4 protein-coding genes are annotated in these 4881 nt (G+C 50.2%); 3 read left to right on the top strand and 1 reads right to left on the bottom strand.

Features of this window, described 5'->3' with window-relative positions:
- Nucleotides 1-386: 386 nt before the first annotated feature.
- From AC01YT_RS13410 to AC01YT_RS13400, 3 genes are read left to right on the top strand one after another with little or no spacing between them, the layout of a single operon-like run.
- On the top strand, nt 387-1223 hold the full coding sequence (locus AC01YT_RS13410) for an ABC transporter permease (RefSeq protein WP_476676227.1): 837 nt from the start codon (nt 387-389) through the stop codon (nt 1221-1223).
- Nucleotides 1220-1993, top strand: a complete 774-nt coding sequence (locus tag AC01YT_RS13405; protein ID WP_476676225.1) for an ABC transporter ATP-binding protein — start codon at nt 1220-1222, stop codon at nt 1991-1993. Before AC01YT_RS13410 ends, AC01YT_RS13405 begins: the two co-directional genes overlap by 4 nt.
- A 46-nt stretch (nt 1994-2039) precedes the next feature.
- Nucleotides 2040-2969, top strand: coding sequence for a glycosyltransferase family 2 protein (locus tag AC01YT_RS13400; RefSeq protein ID WP_476676223.1), 930 nt, complete (start codon nt 2040-2042; stop codon nt 2967-2969).
- Between the two features lie 45 nt (nt 2970-3014).
- On the opposite strand, the gene metG is transcribed toward AC01YT_RS13400, so the two are convergent.
- Nucleotides 3015-4805, bottom strand: coding sequence for a methionine--tRNA ligase (gene metG / locus AC01YT_RS13395; RefSeq protein WP_476676221.1), 1791 nt, complete (start codon nt 4803-4805; stop codon nt 3015-3017).
- Nucleotides 4806-4881: the final 76 nt, after the last annotated feature.

Below are 4881 nucleotides of genomic sequence, written 5' to 3'. Positions count from 1 at the left end.
CGAATATACCGACAAGGAGGTGCTGGGTGACAAAGGCTATATCAGTGCAAAGATAGCGGAAGAACTGCAGGAGAAAAATCACATTGTGTTGCGCACCATCCCACGAGCAAACCAGCAAAGCAGGACTCGCCTGCTTTCAAGCATCTGCACAATGCCGTCCGACAGTTGATCGAGACGATCAACAGCCAGTTGTCTGGGCAGTTCGCAATTGAGAAAAACTACGCCCATTCCTTTTGGGGATTGTGTACCCGTTTGTACAGTAAGCTGACCGCTCATACGTTGTGTATTTACATCAATCGCTTGTTGGGTAAGCCAGATCTCCTTCAGATCAAAGCGCTGGCTTTTCCGAATTAGCATAAAATCCCATTATAATTTGACTTTGTATTATGAAACCGATACGCTCTAACAAGGTTTATGATAGTGCGCTTCGCGGTGTTCCTCCGCTTGAAGAGGTGCGTGAGGTTATACGCTATCGTGATTTAATTTTGCAATTGGCGCGGCGAGATGTCACCACCCGGTATAAGCGTTCGGCTTTGGGTATTGCCTGGACGATGCTCAACCCTTTGGGAATGATGGTGGTGCTCACAATTGCCTTTTCTCATATTTTTCGTTTTCAAACTGAACATAGTTATCCAGCCTATGTGTTGAGTGGCTTACTCGCTTGGAATTTCTTTTCCCAAACCACTAATGCTGCGATGGTAAATCTGGTTTGGGGAGGTGGATTGCTTCATCGCATTTATATCCCACGCACATCGTTTGCATTGGCTGCAATTTTAACCGGATTGATCAATCTTGGCTTTGCTTTAGTGCCGTTACTCCTAATAAATCTCATCACTCGAGTGCCTATTCGTTGGACATTGCTCCTTATACCAATACCCATGATACTACTCGCCGCATTTGCTTTAGGTGTAGGGTTACTGATTTCTACGCTTGCAGTTTATTATCCTGATGTGGCGGAGATGTATAGCATTGTGTTATTGGGGTGGATGTACCTTACGCCCATTATTTATCCCGTTAGCATCTTGCCTGAAACGATACGGCTCTGGATTATGCGACTTAATCCCATGTATTATCTGGTGGAACTTTACCGTAGTGCTGTCTATTATAGCCGATTCCCTTCGTTTGATATGATAGGACCAGCAGTGTTATTTTCTTTAATCGCTCTGGTAGTAGGGTGGATTGTGTTTACTTATAAAGCAGATGAGTTTTCATATCGCGTATGATGCTCCAAAGAATGCAAGATCCTGTGGTCATTCTCGAAAATGTCTCCGTGCGTTATCGCACTCCTGCTGAACGTTATGCAACTTTCAAGGAGTTTGTCATTCGATGGTTGCAGGGTAAGGTCCGCACTCATGTGTTCTGGGCTTTGCGGAATGTCTCATTTGAGGTGTACCGGGGGGAAGTCTTTGGCGTCATAGGACCAAATGGTGCGGGAAAGAGTACTTTACTTAAACTAATTTCGCGGGTGATGCGTCCTACTGAGGGGCGGGTGCAAGTCTATGGGCGGGTGGTACCTTTGTTAGAGCTGGGTGCGGGCTTTCACCCTGAACTAACAGGACGCGAAAATATATTTCTGAATGGGGCCATTTTAGGTTTTTCTCGCAAGGAAATGCAGGCGAAGTTCGATCGCATTGTTGAATTTTCAGAATTGCAGGATTTTATTGAAGCCCCTTTACGTACGTATTCCTCGGGGATGTGGGCTCGATTGGGATTTGCGGTTGCCATTGACTCAGAGCCAGATATCCTGATTTTGGATGAGGTTCTTTCGGTAGGCGACGAAGCTTTTCAACGCAAATGTTTGTCTCGGATTGAAGAACTACGTCTGCATGGCGTTACAATTTTACTGGTGTCGCATAGTACAGAGATGGTAGCCTCAATGTGTGATCGGGCAGCATGGTTGGATCATGGTCGGCTTCAAATGGTGGGTGAAGCACCGCGGGTTGCTCAAGCCTATCGTGAAAGTCAATTTGCGGGTATTTTTCAGTCCTCTTAACAGACAGCCAGGAAAGGTTTCATTTAGGTAAGGGTCTGATGCCTCTATGTTAATACCAAATATTTCCCAATTTTCCCGCGATTTCCCCCACGTTTCTTTTTGCATCGTCAACCTCAATGCCCGAGACTATTTACAGGCTTGTTTAGAGCGGTTACCGTTAGCAGCCTCTCAGATTACTTGGGAGGCCATTGTGGTGGATAATGGTTCCACCGATGGTTCTGTAGAGATGCTCCAGAGAAAGTTTCCCTGGGTGCGTTTGATCCGCAATGAGACCAATCTTGGTTACACGCGGCCAATGAATCAGGCCTTACGTACAGCCCGAGGTGAATTCTTGGTGCAACTGAATCCCGATACGTTGCCCGGTGAGGGGGCCTTTGACAGATTGTATTCTTTCATGCAGGCTAATCCTCGAATTGGGATTTGTGGGCCTAAGGTGCTCAACCGAGATGGGACGCTACAGCGCCAATGTCGGCGCAGTGCGGCACGACCATGGGATGCGATCACGTACTTTTCTGGGTTGTGGCGTCTTTTTCCGCATAATCGGTTGTTTGGGCGCTATCTTCTCACCTATTTGCCTGAAGACGAAACGGTTGAAGTAGAGGCCGTCTCAGGATCGTGCATGATGATTCGCCGCGCAGTGATTGATCAGATTGGATATTTAGACGAGCAATTTTTTGCCTATCAGGAGGATTCAGATTTCTGTTTTCGCGCCCGTCAGGTGGGTTGGAAAGTGGTTTACTACCCAGAGGCTGTAGTTATTCACTATGGTGGACTGGGAGGATCCAGAACGCAGCCTTATCGTGGAATTATTGAGTGGCACCGTAGTTACCTTCGATACTATCGTAAACATTTGGCAAAGGACTATTGCTTTCTGGTCAACGGGTTAGTGTATGTGGGAATAGGGTTCAGGCTTGGCTTGAGCCTCATTCGGGCCTTTTTCTCGAAGGAGAAGGTAGTGGGGACGAAGAAACCCTAATAAAGATCCATTTTTCGCGGTTTTAGATGAAAGTAATTCGTTTTTTCACCCCCTCTCCCCCAACCGCGCCCGTTCGTCAGCAGCCACGCTGGGATCCAGTTTGCGGAAGAGAGGCTGGGGCGGTTGCAGGGGTTGCCCGGGGCGCAATTGGCTGGGCTGCCAACGCGCTGTGGCGCCTTCGGGGTGATAGCGTAACACGGTGTGCTCGCCCAAACTGTCTGATACACTCATCGTGCTCTGCGTGCCAAAGAGGGGTTCGCTGTAGCCCAGATAGCGGTGCAGTTTCTCGCTGCTAAAGGGCAGGAAGGGTGCAAATAGGATTTTTAGTGAATCGATCGCGCGCAGAGCGGTGTAAATCGCTCGCCCAGCGGCGGCTTTGTCCGTCTTAATGCTCAACCAGGGCGCGGTTTGCTCCAGGTAGCGGTTGACCTCGGTGGCTAGACGCATGGCTTCACCCAGCGCGGCGCGGAGATGCACCGCCTCCAGTTCTTGGCCCACAGCTTCAAAACCCTTCTCAACTGTTGCTAGAAGTTCCTGATCCTGGGCAGTCAACTCACCCGGGTCCGGAACTATACCTTCCCAATGCTTATAGGTAAAGGATAACACGCGGTTAGCCAAATTGCCCCAAGTAGCCACCAGTTCATCATTGTTGCGTTTGACGAAGTCTTCCCAGTCCCAGTCGGTGTCGCGGAATTCGGGCATGTTTGCTGTCAAATAGTAACGCAGAGGGTCGGGATCGTAGCGTGAAAGGAAATCACGTCCCCATACCGCCCAATTGCGGCTGCCCGAAATCTTCTGCCCCTCCAGATTCATAAATTCGTTGGCCGGGACGTCATACGGCAACACAAAGGGCTTGGGGTCACGGCTACCCAGGAGCTCGTCCAACGTCTCACCGCTGCCGATGAGTTGGCCGGGCCAGATGATGGCATGGAAAGGGATATTGTCTTTGCCGATAAAGTAATACGAGCGCGCTTCTGGGCTGTGCCACCAGGCATGCCAGGCTTCAGGTTCTCCAACCAGGTGACTCCACTCAATCGTGGCCGAGAGGTAACCAATCACGGCCTCAAACCACACGTAAAGGCATTTACCCTCCATGCCTTCCACGGGCACCGGGATGCCCCAATCCAAATCGCGCGTAATCGGGCGGCCTTTGAGGCCCTCGGTCATGATCAAGCCCAGGGATTGGCGTAGCACATTGGGTCGCCAATAGGATTCACGTGCGCGAAGGAATTCAGTGATCTGAGGCTGAAGTTTAGCCAAATCAAGGAAATAGTGCTCGGTCTGGCGCAATTCGGGCACCGAGCCATCAATGCGCGAACGCGGGTTGATCAGCTTTTCAGGATCGAGCACATTACCACAGCGGTCGCACTGGTCGCTGCGGGTATTAGGATAACCGCAAATGTAGCATGTCCCTTCAACATAGCGGTCAGGTAAAAAGCGCTGCTGGGTGAGCGAATACCACTGCAACTGGCGATCGCGGTACAGATAGCCGTTCTTCAACAGCGCCAAAAACATCTTTTGCGAGACGTTAAAATGGTTTTCAGTATGTGTGCTGGTGAATAAATCATAAGTTAGCCCCAGTTGTTGGAACAATTCCAGGAACGTGGCATGATAACGCTGGTAGACCGCGAGCGGTGAGGTTTTCTCCGCATCGGCGCGCACCGTGATCGGCGTACCGTGGGCATCCGAACCCGAGACCATGAGCACACGCCGACCTTTCATGCGTTGATAGCGCGCGAAAATATCTGCAGGCAGGTAGGAGCCAGTCAGGTTTCCGACATGAATTTCGGCATTCGCATAGGGCCAAGCGACGGCTACCAGAATGGGTTCAGGCATCGAGTCACCTCAGTCATCCGAAATACAACGCATGTGCCGAGATTTTATCACGAAACCGCGGGGTTGGGGTAATGGG

The organism is Thermanaerothrix sp. (assembly GCF_056331585.1).
The sequence above is the reverse complement of the archived record's forward strand: the minus strand, read 5'-3'. Positions and strand labels throughout refer to the sequence as shown.

What these genes read in the sequence shown, in the direction of transcription:
- AC01YT_RS13400 (WP_476676223.1), top strand. Translation starts at nt 2,040, where the DNA reads ATGTTAATACCAAATATTTCCCAATTTTCCCGCGATTTCCCCCACGTT.
- AC01YT_RS13405 (WP_476676225.1), top strand. Translation starts at nt 1,220, where the DNA reads ATGATGCTCCAAAGAATGCAAGATCCTGTGGTCATTCTCGAAAATGTC.
- AC01YT_RS13410 (WP_476676227.1), top strand. Translation starts at nt 387, where the DNA reads ATGAAACCGATACGCTCTAACAAGGTTTATGATAGTGCGCTTCGCGGT.
- metG (WP_476676221.1), bottom strand. Translation starts at nt 4,805, where the DNA reads ATGCCTGAACCCATTCTGGTAGCCGTCGCTTGGCCCTATGCGAATGCC.